The organism is Solwaraspora sp. WMMA2080, from assembly GCF_027497395.1.
In the GTDB taxonomy this organism is placed as follows: domain Bacteria; phylum Actinomycetota; class Actinomycetes; order Mycobacteriales; family Micromonosporaceae; genus Micromonospora_E.
Genome location: NZ_CP114910.1, coordinates 589,703 through 610,430, shown reverse-complemented (window position 1 = coordinate 610,430; position 20,728 = coordinate 589,703). Strand labels below are relative to the sequence as shown.

General features: G+C 70.9%; 16 protein-coding genes and 1 pseudogene. 10 read left to right on the top strand and 7 right to left on the bottom strand.

The window, feature by feature from the left end; translation table 11 throughout:
* Window positions 1-98 precede the first annotated feature (98 nt).
* Entirely contained in the window at window positions 99-1,364 is a 1,266-nt protein-coding gene (locus O7543_RS02775) for an FAD-dependent oxidoreductase (RefSeq protein ID WP_281555333.1), read from the top strand.
* On the opposite strand, the gene O7543_RS02770 is transcribed toward O7543_RS02775, so the two are convergent.
* A complete protein-coding gene (locus O7543_RS02770; protein ID WP_281555334.1) occupies window positions 1,352-4,024 on the bottom strand; it encodes a glucosidase in 2,673 nt (890 codons plus the stop codon). The two genes, O7543_RS02775 and O7543_RS02770, sit on opposite strands and share 13 nt — an antisense overlap.
* A 176-nt stretch (window positions 4,025-4,200) precedes the next feature.
* Between O7543_RS02770 and O7543_RS02765 the strand changes: the two genes are divergently transcribed.
* The 5 genes and pseudogenes from O7543_RS02765 to O7543_RS02745 all read left to right on the top strand — a co-directional run bounded on the left by O7543_RS02765 (window position 4,201) and on the right by O7543_RS02745 (window position 10,395).
* On the top strand, window positions 4,201-6,132 hold the full coding sequence (locus O7543_RS02765) for an amylo-alpha-1,6-glucosidase (RefSeq protein ID WP_281555335.1): 1,932 nt from the start codon (window positions 4,201-4,203) through the stop codon (window positions 6,130-6,132).
* Between the two features lie 150 nt (window positions 6,133-6,282).
* The gene (locus tag O7543_RS02760; RefSeq protein ID WP_281555336.1) at window positions 6,283-7,617 is read left to right on the top strand and encodes a glycosyltransferase family 4 protein; all 1,335 of its coding nucleotides are present in this window, start codon (window positions 6,283-6,285) and stop codon (window positions 7,615-7,617) included.
* 181 nt (window positions 7,618-7,798) lie between these two features.
* Window positions 7,799-8,602: pseudogene (locus O7543_RS02755) on the top strand (serine/threonine-protein kinase); the annotation flags it as partial.
* 136 nt (window positions 8,603-8,738) lie between these two features.
* On the top strand, window positions 8,739-9,506 hold the full coding sequence (locus O7543_RS02750) for a TIGR03089 family protein (RefSeq protein ID WP_281555337.1): 768 nt from the start codon (window positions 8,739-8,741) through the stop codon (window positions 9,504-9,506).
* Window positions 9,507-9,588: 82 nt separating this feature from the next.
* On the top strand, window positions 9,589-10,395 hold the full coding sequence (locus O7543_RS02745; protein WP_281555338.1) for a metal-dependent hydrolase: 807 nt from the start codon (window positions 9,589-9,591) through the stop codon (window positions 10,393-10,395).
* Between the two features lie 9 nt (window positions 10,396-10,404).
* Here O7543_RS02745 and O7543_RS02740 read toward each other — a convergent pair whose 3' ends face one another.
* Both O7543_RS02740 and O7543_RS02735 read right to left on the bottom strand, forming a co-directional pair.
* Entirely contained in the window at window positions 10,405-10,998 is a 594-nt protein-coding gene (locus O7543_RS02740) for a nucleotidyltransferase family protein (protein ID WP_281555608.1), read from the bottom strand.
* A 134-nt stretch (window positions 10,999-11,132) separates the two neighbouring features.
* A complete protein-coding gene (locus O7543_RS02735) occupies window positions 11,133-12,800 on the bottom strand; it encodes a bifunctional 3'-5' exonuclease/DNA polymerase (RefSeq protein ID WP_281555339.1) in 1,668 nt (555 codons plus the stop codon).
* A gap of 307 nt (window positions 12,801-13,107) precedes the next feature.
* Here O7543_RS02735 and O7543_RS02730 point away from each other — a divergent pair, with 307 nt between their 5' ends.
* A complete protein-coding gene (locus O7543_RS02730; RefSeq protein WP_281555340.1) occupies window positions 13,108-13,356 on the top strand; it encodes a hypothetical protein in 249 nt (82 codons plus the stop codon).
* 27 nt (window positions 13,357-13,383) lie between these two features.
* Here the strand turns inward: O7543_RS02730 and O7543_RS02725 are convergent, their stop codons facing one another.
* From O7543_RS02725 to O7543_RS02710, 4 genes are all read right to left on the bottom strand, one after another.
* Window positions 13,384-14,187 carry a carbohydrate ABC transporter permease gene (locus O7543_RS02725; protein ID WP_348650114.1) on the bottom strand — a complete coding sequence of 268 codons (804 nt, stop codon included), beginning with the start codon at window positions 14,185-14,187 and terminating at the stop codon, window positions 13,384-13,386.
* Window positions 14,188-14,371: 184 nt separating this feature from the next.
* Window positions 14,372-15,313, bottom strand: coding sequence for a sugar ABC transporter permease (locus tag O7543_RS02720; RefSeq protein WP_281555341.1), 942 nt, complete (start codon window positions 15,311-15,313; stop codon window positions 14,372-14,374).
* Between the two features lie 43 nt (window positions 15,314-15,356).
* Window positions 15,357-16,805, bottom strand: a complete 1,449-nt coding sequence (ngcE, locus tag O7543_RS02715; protein WP_281555342.1) for an N-acetylglucosamine/diacetylchitobiose ABC transporter substrate-binding protein — start codon at window positions 16,803-16,805, stop codon at window positions 15,357-15,359.
* Window positions 16,806-16,817: 12 nt separating this feature from the next.
* Window positions 16,818-17,768 carry a MurR/RpiR family transcriptional regulator gene (locus tag O7543_RS02710; protein ID WP_281555343.1) on the bottom strand — a complete coding sequence of 317 codons (951 nt, stop codon included), beginning with the start codon at window positions 17,766-17,768 and terminating at the stop codon, window positions 16,818-16,820.
* Window positions 17,769-17,948: 180 nt separating this feature from the next.
* Between O7543_RS02710 and O7543_RS02705 the strand changes: the two genes are divergently transcribed.
* The 3 genes from O7543_RS02705 (at window position 17,949) to O7543_RS02695 (ending at window position 20,398) form a co-directional block, all read left to right on the top strand.
* Window positions 17,949-19,121: an alpha/beta fold hydrolase gene (locus O7543_RS02705; RefSeq protein WP_281555344.1), complete on the top strand. Its 1,173-nt coding sequence runs from the start codon at window positions 17,949-17,951 to the stop codon at window positions 19,119-19,121.
* 258 nt (window positions 19,122-19,379) lie between these two features.
* Complete coding sequence (locus O7543_RS02700) at window positions 19,380-20,207, top strand: DUF5753 domain-containing protein (RefSeq protein WP_281555345.1); 828 nt, start codon at window positions 19,380-19,382, stop codon at window positions 20,205-20,207.
* A complete protein-coding gene (locus O7543_RS02695) occupies window positions 20,204-20,398 on the top strand; it encodes a DUF397 domain-containing protein (protein WP_281555346.1) in 195 nt (64 codons plus the stop codon). Before O7543_RS02700 ends, O7543_RS02695 begins: the two co-directional genes overlap by 4 nt.
* Window positions 20,399-20,728 lie beyond the last annotated feature (330 nt).

Sequence of the window (20,728 nt, the reverse complement as noted above, 5' to 3'; positions counted from 1 at the left end):
CCGCCCGCGTTCAGTCGATCGGTGTCGTTGCCCACACCCGGTCCGATGAGTCGGACGGATTGCCGTGGTCGCGCTATCGTCGATTTATTCAACGCCTGATGAAATCGATGGAGGTGGTCGCGTTGGACACTGACACCGCCGACTGTGTGGTCTCCGGTGGTGGACCGGCCGGCATGATGCTCGGCCTGCTGCTGGCCCGAGCCGGGGTACGGGTCGTCGTCTGCGAGAAGCACGAGGACTTCCTGCGGGACTTCCGCGGCGACACCGTGCACCCGTCGACGTTGCGGCTGCTCGACGAGCTCGGCCTCGGCGACGAGTTCGCCGCCCTGCCACAGAGCCGGATCCACGAGGTCGCCTTTCCAACCGGCGACGGCCGGCGGATCGTCATCGGAGATCTACGCCGGTTGCACACCCCGCACCCGTACATCGCGATGGTGCCGCAGTGGGACCTGCTCAACCTGCTGGCCAGGGCGGCGTCGGCCGAGCCGACCTTCACCCTGCGGATGGGGACCGAGGTGACCGGCCTGCTGCACGACGGTAACCGGGTCGCCGGGGTGCGCTACCGGACCACGGACGGCGCGACCGGCGAGATCCGGGCCGCGCTGACCGTGGCCTGCGACGGACGCTGGTCGACCCTACGGCGGGCGGCCGGGCTGCGGCCCCGCGAGTTTCCGGTGCCGATCGACGTCTGGTGGTTCCGGCTGCCCCAGCGGGACACCGACGACCTGTCGGGCCTGGTACCGGCCGCCGGCCACGGCGCGATGGTCGTGGTGTTCCCCCGGGAGAGCCACCTGCAGGTCGCCTATATCGCCCGCAAGGGGACCGACGCCGAGCTGCGCAGCCGCGGGCTGGCGGCGTTCCAGCGTCAGGTGGCCACCGTCGCGCCCCGGCTCGCCGACCGGCTCGACGCGCTGACCAGCATGGACGACGTCAAACATCTGGACGTACGGGTGAACCGGCTACGCCGCTGGCACCGCGACGGCCTGCTCTGCATCGGTGACGCCGCCCACGCCATGAGCCCGGTGGGCGGGGTCGGGATCAACCTCGCCGTCGCCGACGCCGTCGCGGCGGCGACCCGGCTGGCCGGGCCGCTGCGCCGGGGCCGGATCACCCCGGCGGAGCTGGCCACGGTACGGGCCCGCCGGGCCCTGCCGACCGTCGTGGTGCAGACCCTGCAGCAGGTGATGCACCGCACCGTGGTGCGGCCGATCCTGGAGGGTCGACGGGGCGGCCCTCCGGCACCGCTGCTGGCCCTGATGCGCCGGTTCCCACCGGCGTCGCTACTGCCCGCCTACCTGATCGGCATCGGACCGCGTCCCGAGCACGCACCCGGGTACGCCCACCGGCGGGTTCAGCCCGGCTGAGCCCCCCGATCGGCCCGCACCGTCAGGATCAGGTCGGCGACCAGCGCCGTCCAGCCGGTCTGGTGCCAGGCGCCCAGGCCGGCGCCGTTGTCGCCGTGGAAGTACTCCGGGAAGGCGATCAGGTCCCGCCAGTCGGGGTGCTGCTGGAACGTCTCGGCGGCGCCGTAGATCGGCCGCCGGCCGTACCCGTCGCGCAGGAACAGCGAGATCAGCCGGTGCGACAGGTCGTCGGCGATCGCGTTGAGGGTGCGCTTGGAGCCGGACCGGGTCGGGTACTCGATCAGCAGGTCGTCGCCGAAAAAGGTGGCGAAGTCGCGCAACGCGCAGACCAGCAGGTAGTTGGTGGGCATCCAGATCGGGCCCCGCCAGTTGGAGTTGCCGCCGAACAGCCCGCTGGCCGACTCGGCCGGCTCGTAGCCGACGGTGAAGTCCTGTCCGCCGAGGGAGACGGTGAACGGCTCGTCGAGGTGCCGCCGGGACAGGGTACGCAGCCCGTACGGGGAGAGGAACTCCTCCTCGTCGAGCATCGGGGCGAGGATCCGCACGATCTGCTCCGGGCCGACCATCGACAGCAGCCGGTGCTGCCGGCCGTCGCCGGCCAGCCGGCGGGCGCCGATCACGTCGGCGTACTCCGGTTTGTTGGTCAGGAACCAACGCAGCCGGGCCGCCAGCTCCGGCAGCCGGGCCAGGGTGCCGGAGTGCAGCGTGGTGGTGGCGGCCAGCGGCAGCAGGCCGACCACGGACCGTACCTTCAGCGGCAGGGTGTCGCCGTCGGGCAGCCGCAGCTGGTCGTAGAAGAACGAGTCCTCCTCGTCCCACAGCCCCTGGTCGTACGCGGCGGCGGCGATGTAGGCGAAGTGTTCCAGGAACTTGGTGGCGATGTCGGTGTAGGTGTGGTCGTGCACCGCCAGGGTCAACGCCATGTCCAGCATGTTCAGCGCGTACGTCGCCATCCAGCCGGTGCCGTCGGACTGCTCCAGCACCCCGGCCACCGGCAGCGCGGCGGACCGGTCGAACGGCCCGACGTTGTCCAGCCCGAGGAAGCCGCCCTCGAAGACGTTGTTGCCGTTGATGTCCTTGCGGTTGACCCACCAGGTGAAGTTGAGCAGCAGCTTGTGCATGATCCGGGCGAGGAACTCGAAGTCGCGCCGGCCGTCGATGTCGAACACCCGCAGCGCCGCCCAGGCGTGCACCGGTGGGTTGACGTCGGCAAAAGCCCACTCGTACGCCGGGATCTGCCCGTTGGGGTGCATGTACCACTCGCGCAGCAGCAACAGCAGTTGGTCCTTGGCGAACTGCGGGTCGACCCGGGCCAGCGTCGAGCAGTGGAACGCCAGATCCCAGGCGGCGTACCAGGGATACTCCCAGGGGTCCGGCATGGAGATGACGTCGAAGCTGTTCATGTGCCACCAGGCGGCGTTGCGGCCGTGGCCGCGCCCGTCCGGCGGCGGCGGGCTGGCCGGGTCGCCGGCCAGCCACTGGGCGACGTCGAAGTGGTAGAACTGCTTGCCCCAGAGCACACCGGCGAATGCCCGGCGGGCGACGAGACGTTCGTCGTCAGTGGCGGCGGCCGGAATGACGGTGTCGTAGTAGCGGTCCGCCTCGGCGTGCCGGGCGGCCAGCGTCGCGGCGTGCCCGGCACCGAGGTTGAGCCGGGGCGGCGGGTTGTTGCCCGGCGGCGGCGCGGTCAACGTCAGCCGCAGCCGGATCCGGTCCTCGCCGCCGGCCGGCACGTCGAGGACGTAGTGCAGTGCGCCCTTGGTGCCGGTCAGCTCCGGGTTGACCGTGTCGGCGCCGTCGACGACGTGGTCGTTGATGCCGTCCTTCGGGTACGGGGTACGCGACGGCTGGCCCCAGAGCCGCTCGGCGTTGCTGTCGTTGTCGCACAGCAGCGGGGTGGGGTCGCCGTCGCCCTGCAGCACCAGCTGCCCGAGCACCCAGTGGTGGCCGACCAGGCGGTCGCCGTCGCCGGTGAGCACCGGGATCTGGTCGCGGCCGGGCAGCCCCCACCCCCAGGTGTTGCGGAACCACAGGCTGGGCAGGACGTGCAGTCGGGCATCGGCGTCGCCCCGGTTGGCCACGGTGATCTCGATGCACATGTCGGTCGGCCCCGCCTTGGCGTAGTCGACGGTTACCGCCCAGTACCGGTCGTCGTCGAAGATGCCGGTGTCGACCAGTTCATACTCGGTCTCGTCGCGGCCGCGCATACCGTTGACCGCGACGAGATCGTCGTACGGAAAGGCGGCCTGCGGATAGTGGTAGCGCCAACGCATCCAGGAGTGGGTGGGCGTGGAATCCTCGTACCACCAGTAGTCCTTCGCGTCCTCGCCGTGGTTGCCGCCGTCGCCACCCAGGCCGAACATACGCTCCTTGAGGATCGGGTCCTCGCCGTTCCACAGCGCCAGGCCGAAGCAGAACGTCTGCCGGTCGTCACAGACGCCGGCCATGCCATCCTCGTTCCAGCGGTACGCCCGGGATCGGGCATGATCATGCGGAAAGTAGTCCCACGCCGTACCGTGCTCGCTGTAGTCCTCCCGTACCGTTCCCCATGCCCGCTCTGACACGTAGGGCCCCCATGCCCGCCACGGTTGCTCACCCGCGTCGGCTTCCGCCAATCGGGTGCGCTCCGGATCACGATACGTCCGCCTGGAGTTGACCATGTCGGTCATTCTTCCTGGGACGTGTTTCCGGCACTTGTCGGACCGTCACCTTGCCGGCACACCAGCGCCGTTTCGCCGGCCCGACCGCCCAGCACGCCCGCCGTACCACCGCCCCAGCCCTGTCCCGCCACCGGCCCGCAGCCCGCTCGCGCCGGTCGACCAGCCATGGAGGAACATTGCTCGACATCAGCTTCGGCCCGCAGGTCTGCGGCGACCTGGCCGCCGGAGCCAGCCGGGAGTGGCTGGTCACCGACGGCCGGGGCGGCTACGCGATGGGCACGGTCAGTGGCCTGCGCACCCGGCGTTACCACGGCCTGCTGGTGGTCGCCGGCACCACCCCGGCGGCCCGGCGGATCGGACTGGTCAGCCTCGACCCGGCGGTCACCCTGCCGTCCGGCGCGCAGGTCCGCCTCGGCGTACACGAATGGTCGTCCGGCGTGGTCGACCCGCCCGGTCACACCCTGCTGGAGCGGTTCGACCTGACCGACGGGGTGCCGCGCTGGCGGTGGCGGATCGGCGACGTGGTGATCGAACGGGAGATCGCGATGACGCACGGCTCGCCGTGCGTGGCGGTCACCCACCGGCTGGTCAGCGGCGGACCGGTCACCCTCACCCTGGCTGCGGTGACCACCTGGCGGGACGCGCACGGCGAACGGGACGGGCAGGCTCCCCCGCCGAGGATGGACAACGTCGACGGCGGGACGGTGGTCGAGGGCGCGTTCCGGCTACACGGACCGGACTGGGTGCCGGCGGGAACCTGGTGGGACGGCGTGTACCACCGTGAGGAGGCGACGCGCGGGCTGCGGGCCGAGGAGGACCTGTGGTACGCGGGCAGCTTCACCGCCACCCTCGACGGTCCCGGCGCGGTGGCCGAGGTGACCGCGTGGGCGGAGCAGCTGGAGCAGTCCCCGGCACCAGCGGCCGAGATCGTCGCCGCCGCCCGGGCCCGGAACCGGGCGGTGGTGGCGGCCGCGAAACCCGCCGACGCCGTCGGTGCCACCCTGGCCCTGGCCGCCGACGCGTTCGTGGTGCGCACCGGCACCGGGCCGGACGTGGTGGCCGGCTACCCGTGGTTCGGGGCGTGGTCGCGGGACACGATGACCTCGTACGAGGGCCTGTTCCTGGCGACCGGGCGGGCCGACGAGGGACGTGAGCTGCTGCGCGGCTACGCGGCGACGCTGTCCGAGGGGATGCTGGCGAACACCGCCGACACCGGGCACGTGGAGTACAACACCGTCGACGGCACCCTGTGGTTTCTGCACGCGGTGGACCGGCACGTCACCGCGACCAGCGACATCGACCTGGCGGCCGAGCTGCTGCCGGCGCTGCGCGAGGTGGTCGCCGCGCACCTGCGCGGCACCCGGTTCGGCATCCGGGTCGACGAGGCCGACGGGCTGCTCACCGGCGGCACCGGCGGCGAGGCTCTGACCTGGATGGACGCCCGGGTGTACGGGGTGCCGATCACCTCCCGGGAAGGCAAGCCGGTCGAGGTGAACGCCCTGTGGGTCAACGGGCTGGCGGCGGTGAGCGAACTGGCGCAGCTGGTGGACGGCGACCCGGGGGCGGCGGCGAGCCTGTACCCGAAGGCGCAGGAGTCGTTCCGGGCCCGCTACCCGGCCCCGTCGGGCTGGCTCTACGACGTGCTGGACACCCCGGCGCAGTACCCGCTGGGCGGGGATCCGCACGCAGACGACGACGCGCTGCGCCCGAACCAGCTGCTCGCCTGGTCGCTGCCGTACGCCCCGTTGGAGCCGGACCCGGCACCGCTGCGGGCGATCGGCGCTGCGCTGCTGACCCCGCTGGGTCTGCGCAGCCTGGCGCCGGACTCAGCCGGCTACCTCGGGCAGCACCGGGGCGGTCCTGCCCGCCGTGACGGTGCCTACCACCAGGGCACGGTATGGCCGTGGCTGATCGGCCCGTACGTGTCGGCGGCCCGGCGGTCCGGTCTGGACGTCTCCGACGTGTTCCTCGGGCTGACCGCCCACCTGAGCGAGTACGGGCTCGGCTCGGTCAGCGAAACGGCCGACGGGGATCCGCCACACGGCGCCACCGGCTGCCCGTTCCAGGCGTGGTCGGTAGCCGAACTACTGCGGGTCCGACAAGTCTGATCAGTTCCTGTTACATCAGCGCAACGCGAATGTCTTCCCTGGTTATCCCGTTGCCGGCAGTATCGTCGGCAACCCAAAGACGCGTCAGCACCCGCAATAGGTGTCTGGTCGCGCATGTCCGCGCCGATTTGAATTGAGGGGGGTCTGTCGATGTCACCTGCCGCCGACGTGATCGACATCCGCGCACCACGATCGCAGCGGATTCTGATGCTGTCCTGGGAGTACCCACCTGTCGTGGTGGGCGGACTGGGCCGGCACGTGCACGCCCTCTCCGTCGCCCTGGCCAACGCCGGCCACGAGGTCACCGTCGTCACCCGCCACGCCACCGGCGCCCCCCTCGAGGAATACGCCGACGGCGTCCGCATCATCCGCGCCGCCGAGGACCCACCCCTGTTCCCCCTGGCCACCCCCAGCCTCCTCGCCTGGACCATGGCCTTCAACCACACCCTCACCCGCGCCGCACTCCGCGCCACCCAGACCGCCGAATACGACGTCATCCACGCCCACGACTGGCTCGTCACCCACACCGCCGTCACCCTCAAGGAACACCTCGACATCCCCCTCGTCGCCACCATCCACGCCACCGAGGCCGGCCGCCACCAGGGCTGGCTCCCCGACGAGATGAACAAGTCCATCCACTCCATCGAACACTGGCTCGGCCACGAGTCGTGCCGGGTGATCGCCTGCTCCGGCTACATGCGCTGGGAGGTCAGCCACTTGCTGGAGCTGCCGGCGTCGCGGGTGGACGTGATCGCCAACGGGGTGAACGACCGGGTGTGGCGCTCGTCGACGCGGGCGGTGGCGGCGGCCCGGGAGCGGTACGCCGCCGATGGGCCACTGATCGGTTTCGCCGGCCGGCTGGTCTACGAAAAGGGCGTCCAGCACCTGATCGCGGCGCTGCCCTGGCTGCGCCAGCGCCATCCCGGGCTGCGGGTGATCGTCGCCGGTGACGGGCCGTACCGGGGTGAGCTGCAGGCGCAGGCCGCGCGGCTCGGCGTCGCCGATCTGATCTATTTCGCCGGGTTCATGACCGAGTCGCAGCTGCCGGCGGTGCTGGGCGCCACCGACGCGACCGTGGTGCCGAGCCTCTACGAGCCGTTCGGCATGGTGGCGTTGGAGGCGGCGGCGGCCGGCGCGCCACTGGCGGTGTCGGCCACCGGCGGGCTCGCCGAGATCGTCGAACCCGGCGTGACCGGTACGACGTTCCGGCCGCAGGATCCGCACGGGCTGGCCCAGGCAGTGCACACGCTGCTCTCCGACGAGCTGTTCGCCCGGCGGGTGGCCCGGTCGGCCCGGCAACTGGTGACCCGGCGGTACGGCTGGGCGACGATCGCGGCGCAGACCGCCGCCACGTACGCCGCCGCGGTCCGCGAGGCGCCGGGCTTCAACACCCGGCGGGCGGCCGCTCAGCTGGCCGGCGGCGCGGCCAAACTCGTCGTGCCGGACGGCAACCTGCTCGCGGCGGTCGGAGGTGCCGTCTCGTAGGCGTACCCGGCGGCTCGTCGACACACTCAGCTACTCGTCGACGGACTCGGCTGCTCGGTGGCCACTCGGCTGTTAGGTCACCCGGCGCAGCGAAACGGCTGATGGTCGCCACTTCTCCAGCTGATCCGGCATCGTCAGCCCACAACTACTGTATGCAGTCGTGGGCTGACGATGGGAGACGGTGATCGTGCGACCGCAGCTGATCGCGGACCGCTACCGGCTCGTGCGTCCGGTCGGCAGCGGCGGGATGGGACGTGTCTGGCTGGCCCGCGACGAGGTCCTGCACCGCGACGTCGCGGTCAAGGAGGTGCTGCCCCCGGACTGGATGAACGACACCGAACGCGAGGCGCTGCGCCGCCGTACGCTGCGGGAGGCGCGCAGCGCCGCCCGGCTCAACCACCCCAACGTGGTCCGCATCTACGACGTACGGCACGTCGCCGGCTGCCCGCTGATCGTGATGGAGTACGTCCGGTCCCGCTCGCTGCACCAGGTCGTCGCAGAGGACGGCCCGCTGCCGCCGGTACGGGTCGCGGCGATCGGCCGGCGGGTGCTGGCCGCGCTGCGGGCCGCGCACGGCCACGGGGTCCTGCACCGCGACGTCAAGCCGCACAACGTGCTGATCGGCGACCGGGGCCGGGTGGTACTGACTGATTTCGGACTCGCCACCCTGGACGGCGACGGCTCGATCACCCGGACCGGGATGGTGATCGGCTCGCCGCAGTACATCTCGCCGGAACGCGCCCGGGACGGGGCGTCCACCGTGGCAGCCGACCTGTGGTCGCTCGGCGCCACGCTGTACGCCGCCGTCCAGGGCCGTCCCCCGTACGCCCGGTCCACTCCGATGGCGACGCTGACCGCGCTGGCCACCGCGCCACCGGACCCGGCGACCCGGGCCGGGCCGCTGCGGCCGGTGCTCGCCGGTCTGCTGCGCCGCGACCCGAGACGACGGCCCGACGTGGACGAGACCGACCGGATGCTGCGCCGGGTGACCTCCGGCGCCCCGCCCGGTACCACCGCCGTGACCTGGCCCCGGCTGCGCGACGTGGCCGCGCGGTTACGGGTCCCCGGCGCCCTGACCCGGTAGGGTCGGCCGCGACGATCATTCACACCCTGGAGTACGCATGGACGCCTCCGCCCTCGCCAGCGCGCCCGGCCTGGGCATCTACCCGGGCGACCCGAAAACGCCCCTGCTGACCTGCTATGACGACGCCACCGGCGAGCGGACCGAACTCTCCGCGACCGCCCTTGGTGCCTGGGCGGCCCGGACCGCGGCGGTGCTGCGCGACGGCTGCGGGCTGGTCACCGGCGACCGGGCGGCGATCCTCCTGCCGCCGCACTGGCAGACCGCCGCCGTTCTGCTGGGTGCCTGGTCGATCGGGGTGTCGGTGTCGATCCGGCTGGCCGCCACCGCCGGCCTGCCGGTGATCGAGCCGGGTGGCGACGAACCGTTGGACGCGGTGTTCGCCGCCCGCGGCCGGATCGACGACTGGTTGGAGGACGTGCCCGGGGCGCGGCACCGGTTCATGCTCGACATCGGTGCCCGGGCCGCAGCGGGCACCCCGCCACCGGAGGGCTACCGGGACTTCCTCACCGAGGCGTGCCGGTACCCCGGTCAGCCACCGGCGTACGGGCTGGTCCGGCCGGGTGATCTGGCCAGCGTGGACGGGATCAGCTACGCCGAGTGGGGTTCGCTGGCGCTGGAGATCGCCGCGCAGCAGGACGTCACCGCCGGCGACCGGGTGATGGTCGACGGCGGCCAGCACGAACACCCGCTGTTCTGGCTGCTCGCGCCGCTCGCCGTCGGCGCGAGTGTGGTGCTCTGCGTCAACCTGGACCCGGACCGGCTCGACCCCAGGGTGGACAGCGAAGGCGTCACCCGGGTGCTCTGACCGCCGTACCGGTGTGGACGGTGCCCCGACCATCTGACAGAGTTGCCTCCGCCGAGAAGTTGACCTTGGAGGAAGCTCGACCATGATGGGTCCGTCCCACGCGCTGTCCGGTGCCACCGTGTGGCTCGCCGGTTCCTGGGCGCTCGACCAGTTCGCCGGCTACGAGCAGTCGCCACTGATGATCGCGGTCGGCACCGCCGTCTGCGCCGGCGGCGCGCTCTTCCCGGACCTGGACCTGTCCGGCAAGGTCACCCGCAACCAGGGCGGCGCCACCGTCGCCCGGACCTTCGGGGTGGCGTCGCTGTTCGTCGCCGAGGTCATCGAGAAGATCTCCCTCGGCGTCTACCACGCGACGAAGCTCAGCAAGGATCCGAACCGCAAGAACGGGCACCGGACCCTCACCCACACCATTCCATTCACCGTGCTGGTCGGTTGGGGCACCACCGCGCTGTGCGCCGCGTACGGCAAGTGGGCGGTGATCGCCATCCTGTTCTTCATGATCGGCCTGGCGTTGCGGGGGCTGTTCGACGAGTGGGCCAAACGCGCCGGCTGGGTGATCGTCACCCTGCTGTCGCTCGGCGCCGCCTACTTCACCTACCTGCACCTGCCCGGTGACCGGGGCTACCCGATGCTCGGCCTGGCGATGGGGGTCGGCTGCTTCGTGCACATCCTCGGTGACCTGATCACCCGGGCCGGCGTACCGATCCTGTGGCCGATCCCGATCGGCCGGCGCATGTGGCGGATGTTCGGCCCGCCGGACCGGTACTCCATCAGGGCCGGCAGCAAGTTCGAAGTGGTCGTGCTCCGCGGTGTGTTCAGCGTCGTGTCGGTGCTGGCCATCATCGGGCTGGCCATCCCGGCGGTGCACCGGCACTTCACCGCCAGCTGAGCCCTCGGGTCACGCCGGGGTGCGCTGCACCGGCACCGCCAGCCCCCACGCCGCCACCGACTCCGGGGTGTCCACCAACCCACCTTCGGCGACCCCGTCGCAGGAGATGTCGATCACCTCGCCGGTGTGCGCCAGCAGGTACGGCCGGGCACCGCCGTCGGCGTTGGCCAGGGTCGCGATCGCCGCCCAGTGCCGTCGGCCGAACACCATCGGGTAGCTGCGCGTGCCGGCATAGGTGGCGCAGACCAGCACCTCCGGGTACGGCAGCGCGGCCACCCGGCGCAGCGCGTCAGCGGTGATCCCCGGCATGTTGACCGGGAACACCACCACCGCCTCCGCGTCGCTGTCCTTCAGCGCGTCCAGCCCGACCCGCAGCGACGAGCCGAGCCCGGTCCCCCAGGCCCGGTTGACCACCACGGTGGCGCCGGTCAGGTCGGCGGTGTCGCGCACCTGGTCGGCGGCGGCGCCGAGGACCACCACGACCGGATCACAGCCGGTCTCCCCCACGATCCGCAACGCCCGCTCGACCAGCAGTTGGTCGCCGCGGTACAGCAGGGCCTCCGGCCCGCCGATCCGCCGACCCCCGCCAGCCGCGATGATCATCCCCGCGATCCGACTCAGCTGAGCCACCCCCGCAACGTCTGCCCGGCCGGTCCAGCCCGGCCGGCGGTCACAGCGCCCGCCAAACGCTGCCCGATCCGATGGAACGCACAACGGGCCCAACGATCAGGTGGCGATCAGGTGGCGTCCGCGTAGCAGGTGACGGTGGACACCTCGAGCGGCACCCGGACCGGGGTGTCGCCGAACAGCACCGTGGTGGCCCGGCCGGCGCATTCCCGCACGGCGTCGGCGACCGCCGCCGCCTGCGTCGCCGGGCAGTGCACCACCACCTCATCGTGTTGGAAGAAGACCAGCTCGGCGGCGGTACCGGCGATCGCCTGGCGGACGGTGGCCAGCAGGACCAGTGCCCACTCGGCGGCGGTCGCCTGGGCGACGAAGTTGCGGGTGAACCGCCCCCGGGCCGGGGTGCCGACGTCGGACGGTGGACAGGTCCGGCCGAGCCAGGAACGCACCAGACCACCGGTCTCCCCGGTCCGGGCCGCCGCCTCCAGGTACTCGAATGCGACCGGGTAGCTGCGGCGCAGCACGGCGAGGGCCGGCACGGCGGCACCGCCGGTCTGCCCGTACATGGCACCGAGCAACGCGACCTTCGCCCGGGCCCGGTCACCGCCGAACGAGTCGCGGGCCAGCGCGGCGTACAGGTCACCGGCGCCGCCAGCCGCGGCCAACCGGCGGTCACCGGACATCGCGGCGAGCACGCGGGGCTCCAGCTGGGCGGCGTCGGCCACCACGAAGCACCAGCCGGGATCGGCGACCACCGCCCGGCGGACCGCCTTGGGGATCTGCAACGCCCCGCCGCCCCGGGTGGCCCACCGGCCGGACACCACCCCGCCCGGCACGTACTCGGGGCGGAACCGGCCGTCGCGGACCCAGGCCTGCCGCCACGCCCAGCCGTGCGCGGTCCAGATCCGGTGCAGTTCCTTGTACTCGATGAGCAGCGGGACGGCGGGGTGGTCCACGCCGCGCAGCACCCAGGCCCGGGTGTTCGGCAGGCTGATCCCGACCCGGGCGAAGGCCCGCAGCACCTCGGCCGGTGAGTCGGCGTGCAGTTGCCGGACTCCGAACGCGGCGGCGATCCGAACGGCGAGGTCGGCCAGCCGGCGCGGCGGCCCGCCGACCGGCGACGGTGCGCCGAGCAGCTCGGTGAGCAGTGCGTCGTGCAGGTCGGCCCGTAACGGCAGCCCGGCGGCACCCATTTCGGCGGCGACCAACGCGCCGGCCGACTCGGCGGCGACCAGCAACCGGAACCGGTCCGGCCGGGCGGTGCCCGCGATGCGGCGCTGCTGGTCGGCGTACACCCGGGTGAGCGCGTCGATCGGGTCGGCGACCGTCGTCGGGGCCGGCACGCCGTCGAACAGCGCGGTCTGACCGTGCCCGGGTGGCGCGGCACCCGGCGCGGGCGGGTCGGGTGGCACCGGTGCGCCGGTCAGCCGGGCGTACGCGGCGGCGAGTGACCGGGGCTCGCCCCAGCGTCCGTCGTAGCCGAGCAACAGCGCCTCGGTCAGCTCGACGTCATGGCACCGATCGATCCGTACGCCGACCCGCAGCATGGCCGGGTAGATCGCCGCAGTGGTCGCCCACAGCCAGCGCGGCTCGGGCACCGGACGCGCCGCCGGTGCCTGCGATGGCGACGGCCCGGCCGCCGGATGCTGCGACGGTGGTGGCCGGTCGGCGGCCGCCGCCAGGTCGGGCACGGCCTCGACCGGGCCGGCGGGTCGCCCGTCGGCGTGCAGCAGCCGCCGCGCGCCGCCGCCGCCCGGACCCGCCGCCACCGCCACCAGCACCCGACCATTGTTGCCCCGGCGTACGACAACATCGGCCCTGGTCGTGGGTGCGACGGCCGCCGGCCCGGCAGTCCCCGCGCCTGCCGGGCCGGAGGCAGGTGCTCTCCAGGTCTGATGCATGTGTGGCATCGCAATGCCACACATGCATCAGACCCGCGAACCCCAGGTGGGCAACCGTGCCGGCGGGCAATGGTCAGGATCACGTCAAGAACGCAGAAATGCGTATGTCGAGAACCTAGTGAAACATTTCTCAGGGTCAATCAGCCGGTTAGATTCGAGATCCGCCTCAATCACCGGGAGGACGATTATGAAAGCACTACGCCGTACCCTCGTCGCGTTCAGCGCAATCATCGCCGTCATGTTGCCGGCGAATGCCGCCGAGGCGGCGGTGAGCAACTACATGTGCAACCCGATCGGCGGGGTCCTGTACCAGACGAACTGGTGGTATGCCAGCAGCTGGACGTTCTACTTCGCGGTGCCCGCGTCGACCACCTATCTGTTGTCGCCGCCGCGCACCGGGGGCGCGCACATGGTCGACGTCATATACGTGCACTGACCACCACCGGCGGCCTGGAGGCGTCGCCTACTTGGAGACGCTGCCGGTGAGGCCGGACTGCACCTGCCGCTGGAAGACGATGTAGACCAGCAGCACCGGCAGCATCGCCATGGTCACCCCGGCGAACAGGCCCGACCAGTCGGACTTGTAGCCCTGGTTCACCGACAGGTCGATCAGGCCCTGGGCGATCACCTGGTTCTTCGCCTCGCCGCCGTTGGGCTGCATCAGCAGGTACGGCAGGTACCACTGGTTCCACTGGCCGATCACGTTGAAGATGCCGATGCTGATCAGCCCGGGTTTCGACATCGGCAACATCACCCGGAAGAACAGTGTGCTGTGCGAGGCGCCGTCCACCATCGCCGCCTCGGCGACCGTGGTCGGCAGCGTCTTGAAGAACGAGTGCATGAAGAAGACCGTGAACGCCAGCGACCAGGCCACGTAGACGAGGATCAGCATCACGTGGCTGTTGGGGCCGAGCAGTGGGATGAACACGCCGGTGTTGTAGACACCCTTGTACAACGGCACCGCGGCCATGAACACCGGCAGGGTCAGCCCGGACAGGAACATGTAGTAGATGACCCGGTTGCCGGGGAACTCGTACCGGGCCAGCACGTAGGCGGCCATCGAACCGAGCAGCATGGTCAGGAAGACCCCGCCGCCGACGATGAGGATGGTGTTGACGAAGAAGTCGCCGATGCCGCCGTCGACCCAGGCCCGGGCGAAGTTCTCCCAGTGCAGCTGGTCCGGGATCAGCGACAGCGGCTCCCGGATGATCTGCGCGTCGTCCTTGAACGACGACATCACCACCCACAGCAGCGGCAGCACCACCATCGCGCCCCAGATCAGCAGGAACAGGTGGGAGAAGCCGTTGAAGAAGGAGTCGCTGACCGCGCCGGCCCGCCGGGGCGGCCGCGCCCGGGCGGTACGCCGACCGTCGGCGGTCTTCGACGGCGGTGGCGGCGGGCTGGCCGCGCTGGTCGGTGGGTTGGTGACAGTACTCATCGCGCGGCCCTCCCTAGAATTCGATCCGCTCACGGCGGGTGATCCGCAACTGCATCGCGGCGAGCAGCAGCGTGAAGATGGCCAGCGCGACACCGATCGCGCAGGCGTAGCCGAACTGGCCCTTGTTGAAGGCGGTGAAGTTGATGACCGACGCGAACACCTCACTGGCGTGGTCGGGGCCGCCCTGGTTGGGGGTCATCACGAAGACCAGCGCGTACATGTCCAGGGCGATGAAGCCGAGGTAGACCCAGGCGACCGAGATGCTGTCGCGCAGCAGCGGCAGGGTGATCCGCAGGAAGCTGGTCACCCGGCTGGCCCCGTCGAGCATCGCCGCCTCGAAGATGTCCTTCGGGATCGACTGCATGGCGGCGGAGAACAGCACCATGTAGAAGCCGACCCCGCCCCAGACGGCGATCAGCAGCAGCCACCACAGCACCGCCGGTACGCCGAGGAACGGCGTCGGGTCGGAGACGAACTTCAGCGGCTGCTCCGCGTCGACCAGACCGATCCTGATCAGGATGCCGTTGAGCAGCCCCTGGCTGTCGCCCCGGTAGATGGCGCCCCACATGATGGCGACCAGCACCAGGGACAGCACCTGCGGGAAGAAGAAGATCACCTTGTAGACGCCGGAGCCGCGGACGCCCCGCACGCCGGCCCTGTCCCCACGCCCGCCCACGTTGAGCAGGAAAGCAAGGAACAGGGCCAGCGCGATGGTGAACAACGGCAGGGTGACCAGGAAGAAGACGTTGTGCCAGAACGCCGTACGGATCAGCTCGTCGCCGAACATCTGGACGTAGTTGGCCAGCCCGACGAACTCCTGGGTGTCGGAGTAGCCGCCCCAGTTGGTCAGCGAGTAGCCGGCCGCCTGGGCGTACGGCCAGACGACGTAGAACACGTACAGCGCCACCGGCAGTGCCAGGAAGCCCGTCACGAACCGGGCCTTTCCGTGCTGCATCGTCAGGTCACCTTCTGCTCGGTCGGGTCAGCGGAGCGACGACTCAGGAGCGGGTGAACTTGTTCACCGCGTCGTCCGCCGCGATCTCGTCGGCCGCCTGCTGCAGGGTGTCCTGGAACTCCTTGGCGGTCATCCGACCGGCCATCAGCTCACCGATCGCGTTCTGCTCCACCTTGTCCAGGTCGGCGTACCAGTCGGGGTGACGAAACGACACCAGGTCGCCGGGGGCGTTGCTCATCAGCTCGTTGGCCGAGGTCAGCGCGGTGGAGGTGGTGACGTTGTCACCGGAGCCCTTCACCGAGGCGAGCGAGCTGGTCAGCTCGGCGAACTTGCCGGCGCCCTCCTTGGAGAGCATGGCCCGCAGGAACTCCATGCCGCCGGGGGCGTTGGCGGCCTTCTTCGGCACGATCCAGCCTTCGCCGGAGCCGGCCTGCACGGTGCCGTACGGGGCGGCGTCGTCGGCGCCGACGCTCCACACCGGGGCGATCTTCATCTGGAAGCCGCTGGGGATGGTGGCCCGCATCTCGTTCTCCAGCCAGGTGCCGCAGGGCAGGAACGCCGCCTTGCCGTCCAGCCAGGCCTGCTGCGACTCGGTGTGGGTCAGGGTGTCGCTGCCGGTGAGGGTGTAGCCGTCGGCGACCATCTTCTCGACGGCGCTCATCGCGGCGGTGACCGCGTCGGTCTGCCAGGCGCCTTCGGTCAGGTTGTCGATGTCGACGACCGCCTGCCGGCCACCGGCCAGCCAGATCCAGGTCATGATCGGCCAGCGCATGTAGTACGGGTACTTGCCGGCGAAGGCGAACGGCGCGACACCGGCCGCCTTGATCTTCGGCGCGAGGGTGAAGAACTCGTCGAAGCTGGTCGGCACCGCCCACCCGTTGCGGTCGAACAACGCCTGGTCGAACCAGAGACCGAACACCGTGTACGCGTAGTTGAGCTGGAAGAACTCGCCGTCGAACGTACCGTCGTCGACGGTGCCGGGCAGCAGCGTGTCGCGGACCTTGACGGCCGGGTCGTCCCAGCTCGGCGCGTCCAGCAGCGGGGTCAGCTCGGTGAGCGCGCCCTCGTTGATCAGGGTGTCGATCGCCATCAGGTCGGCACCCGAGTTGTTGATCAGGTCGGCCGGGGTGGTGGAGAACTTCGGCTGCTGCTCGGTCTTGATCTTCTGGGTGGAGCTGAGGTTGACGGTGACGCTGTCGTGCTTGGCCACGAAGAGCGTCTTGTCGAACTCGGGGTACTCGTCACCGAGGCCGCCGTTGAACACGACGACGTCGACGCTGCTGTCGTCGGCGACACCGAACGGGTTGTCGGCGCTCTTGGTGCCGGTCTCCGTACCCGTGCCGGGGTCGCTGCCGGCACAGGCGGAGAGCAGGCCGGCCGCCGGACCAGCCAGCAGCCCGGCGGCGGCCGCGCGGCGCAGCAGGGTCCGCCGACGCACCGAGGCGCCGGCGACGGCGGACGGGATCCGCACGGAATCGGGGTAGATCGACATGATGTGTGCTCCTCAGCTGGAGGTTTCGGCGGGGCGGATCGTGATCCGGTCGACGGCCTTGTGACCGTCGACGGCTCGGGCGGTGCGGCGGAACGCCGCGTGCGCACGGTCGTGGGTCCGCTGCGCGACGGCGACGTAGAGCAGGTCGAGGACGACGAGTTGCGGGTGCCGGGCGGAGAGCGCGTCCGGTCGGAAGGTGGTCGCCTGGGGGGCGGTGAGCAGGACGATGTCGGCCAGGTCGGCCAGGGTGGAGCGGGGGAAACTGGTCAGCGCGACGGTGGTCGCGCCGTGACTGCCGGCCTCGGCGACCATCTCGATGGTCTCCCGGGTCTGGCCGGTGTGCGAGATACCGAGGGCCACATCGCCGTCGCGCATCAGCGCCGCGCTGGCCAGGCCGTTGTGCAGGTCGGTCCAGGCCCAGGCCGGTACGCCGATGCGGTGCAGGCTGAACTGCATCTCCTCGCCGACCAGGGCGCTGCCGCTGGCGCCGAAGATGTTGACCCGGCTGGCGGCGGCGACCGCGTCGGCGGCCTGCTCCACCTGGATGAGGTCGAGCAGGGCGGCGGTGTCGTGCATGGCCTGGGTGTCGGCGGCCATGATCTGGCCGAGCACCCGGTCGAGCGGGTCGCCGGGCTGGATCTCCCGGCCGATGTCGACGGTCCAGCCGGCGGCGCGGGCCCGGCCGGTCTCGGCGGCGATGCCGAGCCGCAGGTCGGCGTAGCCGTCGAAGCCGAGTGCCCGGCAGAACCGGGTGACCGTCGCCGGCGACGTACCGCTGCGTTCGGCCAGCTCGACGATGGTGGCGCGGGCGGCCGCGGCCGGGTCGGTCAACACCTGGTCGGCGACCCGGCGCAGCGCACCGGTGAACTCGGTGAGCCGGATCCGGGCGAGCACCGTGTCGGCCGGCCCCGGGGCGTCGACCACCGCGGTCCCCGCGGGGATCTCCACCTCGCTGTCAGCCATCGGCGCCAACCTTTCGGGAAGGACTGTTAACTGTTAGTGGTAAAAGTTCTTACTAACACCCCCTCCGTGTCAAGACCGTGGGTGAAGTTTTCAAACCGTTACCGGCTGGGAGCGCTACTACCTGGCCAAACCCCTCGATCACGATCAGGACCGCGGCATCGATGCCGCTATGCTCCGGCGGTGGCACACGCACGACTCCGCTTCGGCCAGTACGAGTTGGACCTGGAACACAGGCAACTACGCCACCGGGGCCAGCAGATCCTGTTGGAGCCGCGAGCCGTCGAGTTGCTGTGTCACCTCGCCGCTCACCGGGACCGGCTGGTCACCAGGCAGGAACTGCTGGACACGCTCTGGTCCGGCCAGCACGTCACCGAGTCCGTCTTCGCCTCGACCCTGCGCGCCGTCCGTCACTCGGTCCGCGAGACCGGCGGCCATCAGGAGGTCATCCGCACCGTCCACCGGCGCGGCTACCAGTTCGTCGCCGACGTCACCCCGGTCGCCGCCCCCAAGGACTACGACACGGTCCGGTTTTGCCAGACCAGGGACGGCGCCCGGCTCGCCTACACCGTCAGAGGCGCCGGTCCCCCGCTGATCTCCACCGCCAACTGGCTGACCCACCTCGGCCTGGACCGACGCGATCCGATGTGGATACACTGGTACCGGGACCTGATGCGCGACAGCCGGCGAGGGCTACGCTACGACGAGCGGGGCTGCGGGCTGTCCGACTGGTGCCCGCCGTCGGCCTCACCGCAGGTGTGGGTCGAGGACCTCGACACCGTCGCCGACGCCGCCGGATATGACACCTTCGCGATCATCGGTACGGCCCAGGCCGCCGCCACCGCGATCGCCTACGCGGCGCTGCGCCCGGACCGGGTCACCCGGATGGTCCTGATCAGCAGCCACGCCCGGGGCCGGCTGGCCCGCGCCCGCACCGAGCTGGACCGCCGGGTCGCCGACGTCGACCTGGACCTGGCCACGGTCGCCTGGCAGTCCGCCGACCCGAGCTTCCTGCGCGCCTACGCCGCCCAGTTCCTGCCCAACGCCACCCCGGCCGAGTTGGACGCGTACATCGCCTTCACCCGACGCACCACGTCACTGGAGAACCTGGTCCGCTTCTTCCAGATGATCACTACAATGGACGTGTTCCCGCTGGCGGGACAGGTCCGCTGCCCCACGCTGATCCTGCACGCCCGAAACGACCCCCGGGTCCCCGCCTCGGACGCCACGGAACTCGCCGCGCTGATCGACGACAGCCGGTTGGTTCTGCTCGACAGCGCCAACCACCTGTTCACCGCGGCCGAACCCGCCTGGGCCGAGCTGATCCGCCACGTCGACGACTTCCTCGACGGCTGATCCTCACCCGCCCGACGCCCGGGCGGTACACGCCCGCTTCCAACCCGGCCAGCCGAGTCAGCAGAACGGCCGCCAGCCGTCCGCCCCGGTCCACCCTGGTGGCGGACCACATCCTCCGCCCGCTTACGGCAAACTCGATGGTGGACGCCGACCCGTGACGGCTCTGACGTGCGAGTTCGGCGGCTAACCCGGCCCGGTGTTTCATTTTGAAACATCGGCATGGGTGGTGTGTGTGTCGGATGAGAGGAAGGTGAAGCGATGCCGGTCACCGGACCGACTGTGGTGCGCCGTCAGCTGGGGCGACGGCTGCGCCGACTGCGGGAGGAGTCGTCCCGCACCGAGCAGGAGGTGGAGCGGGCGAAGGTCTGTTCGCGTACGACGTTGTGGCGCATCGAGAACGGCAAGTTCCCGGTCAAGATGAACACGGTACGGGGTCTGTGCTGGTTCTACGGTGCGGACCCGGAGACGACGGACGCGTTGACCCGGCTCGCCGGAGCGTGTGACGAGCACGGCTGGTGGGAGTCGCACGGCGACGCCGTACCGGACTGGTTCCGCTTGTACCTCGGCCTCGAAGCCGCCGCCACCGAGATCCAGCTCTATGACCCGGAGCTGATCCACGGTCTACTCCAGACGCCTGACTACATGCGAGCGGTGTTCCGGGCCGCCGACCGGCAGGCGTCGGAGCAGCAGATCGAACGGCTGGTGTCGCTGCGGCTGGATCGGCAGATTTCCTACTACGACCGGGCCGAGCCGGCCCGGATCGTTGCCGTCTTCGGTGCTGGTGCCCTGGCCCGTGAGGTCGGCGGCCCGGCTGTGATGGCCGAGCAACGCGCCCACTTGGCCAGCGTCGGTCGACGGGTCCGGGTGGAGGTGCGGGTTCTCCCCTGGTCCGCCGGTGCCCACGCCGCAATGGTCAGCCCGTTCATCCTGCTCGACTTCGCCGACCCCGACGACCCCGACATCGCCTACGTCGAGTCCCATATGGGCGCTCGCTACCTGGAGCGCCCGGAAGAGTTGGCCGAGTACCGTCGGATCTTCCGAGAGGTCCGCGAGCAGTCGATCCCGATCGAGGAGCACCTGCGATGAAGCCCGACACCCCCTGGTTCACCTCCAGCCGCAGCGGCGGCAACGGCGGAGCATGCGTCGAGGCACGCCGGCACGCCGGGCGCGCCGAGGTACGCGACAGCAAGGACCGCACCGGCCCTACCCTCACCTTCAGCACCGCCCGGTGGGGCACCTTCACCACCGCCCTGCAGACCGGCACCCTCCCCCACTGACCCACCTCACGGCGGTGGGGGGCACCTCGGTACCCGAGGTGCCCCCCACCGCCGTGCCCCCGCCTCAACGAAGGACAGCCCCCGAGGGAGCTGCGACATCACCCCGGTGGTCGGCGGGCGTGTCCAGGTCCTCGCCGCCTCAATGAAGGGGCAGCTCCCGAGGGAGCTGCGACTGGGTCGAAGTTCTACCCCTTCTGACCTGCGGCGGAGCCACCGGTCCGCGAAGGGTCCGTCAACGGAGAGCTTCAGGATGCCCCCAGGGCCGCCTTCGTCCACTACAGAACAGGTATCAAGTAGGGGAAACAGGTCCGCGAAAGGGTCCGCGCTCAC

Bases quoted from the DNA above. Each gene is read 5' to 3' on its own strand.
- O7543_RS02775 (WP_281555333.1), top strand. From the start codon at position 99: ATGAAATCGATGGAGGTGGTCGCGTTGGACACTGACACCGCCGACTGT.
- O7543_RS02770 (WP_281555334.1), bottom strand. From the start codon at position 4,024: ATGGTCAACTCCAGGCGGACGTATCGTGATCCGGAGCGCACCCGATTG.
- O7543_RS02760 (WP_281555336.1), top strand. From the start codon at position 6,283: ATGTCACCTGCCGCCGACGTGATCGACATCCGCGCACCACGATCGCAG.
- O7543_RS02750 (WP_281555337.1), top strand. From the start codon at position 8,739: ATGGACGCCTCCGCCCTCGCCAGCGCGCCCGGCCTGGGCATCTACCCG.
- O7543_RS02745 (WP_281555338.1), top strand. From the start codon at position 9,589: ATGATGGGTCCGTCCCACGCGCTGTCCGGTGCCACCGTGTGGCTCGCC.
- O7543_RS02740 (WP_281555608.1), bottom strand. From the start codon at position 10,998: ATGATCATCGCGGCTGGCGGGGGTCGGCGGATCGGCGGGCCGGAGGCC.
- O7543_RS02730 (WP_281555340.1), top strand. From the start codon at position 13,108: ATGAAAGCACTACGCCGTACCCTCGTCGCGTTCAGCGCAATCATCGCC.
- O7543_RS02725 (WP_348650114.1), bottom strand. From the start codon at position 14,187: ATGGTGGTGCTGCCGCTGCTGTGGGTGGTGATGTCGTCGTTCAAGGAC.
- O7543_RS02720 (WP_281555341.1), bottom strand. From the start codon at position 15,313: ATGCAGCACGGAAAGGCCCGGTTCGTGACGGGCTTCCTGGCACTGCCG.
- ngcE (WP_281555342.1), bottom strand. From the start codon at position 16,805: ATGTCGATCTACCCCGATTCCGTGCGGATCCCGTCCGCCGTCGCCGGC.
- O7543_RS02710 (WP_281555343.1), bottom strand. From the start codon at position 17,768: ATGGCTGACAGCGAGGTGGAGATCCCCGCGGGGACCGCGGTGGTCGAC.
- O7543_RS02700 (WP_281555345.1), top strand. From the start codon at position 19,380: ATGCCGGTCACCGGACCGACTGTGGTGCGCCGTCAGCTGGGGCGACGG.
- O7543_RS02695 (WP_281555346.1), top strand. From the start codon at position 20,204: ATGAAGCCCGACACCCCCTGGTTCACCTCCAGCCGCAGCGGCGGCAAC.